At 45.6% G+C, this 1,304-nt stretch carries 1 protein-coding gene; it reads left to right on the top strand.

The window, feature by feature from the left end:
* Positions 1–58: 58 nt before the first annotated feature.
* The gene (locus HCZ91_RS13810; protein WP_179799795.1) at positions 59–1,273 is read left to right on the top strand and encodes an IS256 family transposase; all 1,215 of its coding nucleotides are present in this window, start codon (positions 59–61) and stop codon (positions 1,271–1,273) included.
* Positions 1,274–1,304: the final 31 nt, after the last annotated feature.

The following is a 1,304-nucleotide window of genomic DNA, read 5'->3' as shown; positions in this document are numbered from 1 at the left end:
TCGAGCCTTTCCTAAAAACTGTGTAACTGCTTATAATCCACTAACAGGAGAATAAGCAATGACTACTCAATCTGACATTAAAAAACTGGCCGAGAAAATGGCCAGCAGCATGAACAGCTTCGATGACATCAAAGACTTCCAAAAGCAGCACATGCAGTCGTTTATCGACACTGCCTTAGAAGCTGAGATGGAAGACCATCTCGGCTATCCCAAGCATGAGAAAGCCGATAAGCCTAACAAGCGCAACGGCCACACTAAAAAGAGAGTCCGTAGCGATACAGGCGATCTTGAGATATCTACTCCAAGAGACCGCGGTGGCAGCTTTGAGCCTGTATTGGTTGCTAAGCATCAGACCCGTATCTCAGGTCTTGACGATAAAATCATCTTCTTTTACGCCAAAGGTCAAACCACCACCGAGATTGTAGAGAGCATCAAAGAGCTCTACGATGTCGACATCTCAAGCACCCTGGTTTCAAGAGTCACTGACAACATCTTAGAGGACATCACCGCTTGGCAGAACCGGCCGTTAAGCAGTGTCTATCCTATCGTCTATCTAGACTGTATTGTCGTGAAGATACGTCAAGATAAACAGATTATCAACAAGGCTATCTATCTGGCACTAGGTGTGGGACTTAATGGTAAAAAAGAGCTGCTTGGTATGTGGCTATCAGAGAATGAGGGCGCTAAGTTCTGGCTAGGCGTACTCACTGAACTACAAAACCGCGGGGTGCAAGATATCCTCATTGCCTGTGTCGATGGTTTAAAGGGCTTCCCTGATGCCATCAATACCGTTTATCCCAACGCTCAGGTTCAGCTGTGTATCGTACACATGGTGCGCTATTCGATGAAGTTTGTACCTTGGACAAATAAAAAGGCAGTAGCGGCTGATCTAAAGGCTATCTACGGCGCTGATACGCTTGAGATAGCAGAGGCTAACCTTGAACACTTTGATGAGGTATGGGGCACTGAGTACCCGCATGTGGTTAAGTCTTGGCGCAATAACTGGGAGGGCTTAACGGTGTTCTTTAACTACCCTAAAGACATCAGAAAAGTCATCTATACCACCAATGCTATTGAATCATTAAACAGTGTCATTCGGACAGCGGTGAATAAGCGTAAGGTGTTCCCCTCTGATCAGGCAGCATTTAAAGTGGTGTACTTAGCCACCCAGCAGGCCTCTAAAAAGTGGTCTATGCCCATCCGTAACTGGACGTCTGCTTTAAATCGCTTTATGATTATGTTTGATGATCGTATAAGCAGGCATTTAATCTAAATGGCAGTTACACAGAATCTGAGATGGGCTC

This window comes from Psychrobacter sp. BI730 (genome assembly GCF_013414195.1).
In the GTDB taxonomy this organism is placed as follows: domain Bacteria; phylum Pseudomonadota; class Gammaproteobacteria; order Pseudomonadales; family Moraxellaceae; genus Psychrobacter.
Note: the sequence above shows the minus strand (reverse complement) of the source record. Positions and strands in the feature narration are given on the sequence as shown.

Coding starts and splice junctions, on each gene's coding strand:
- HCZ91_RS13810 (WP_179799795.1), top strand. CDS start 59: ATGACTACTCAATCTGACATTAAAAAACTGGCCGAGAAAATGGCCAGC.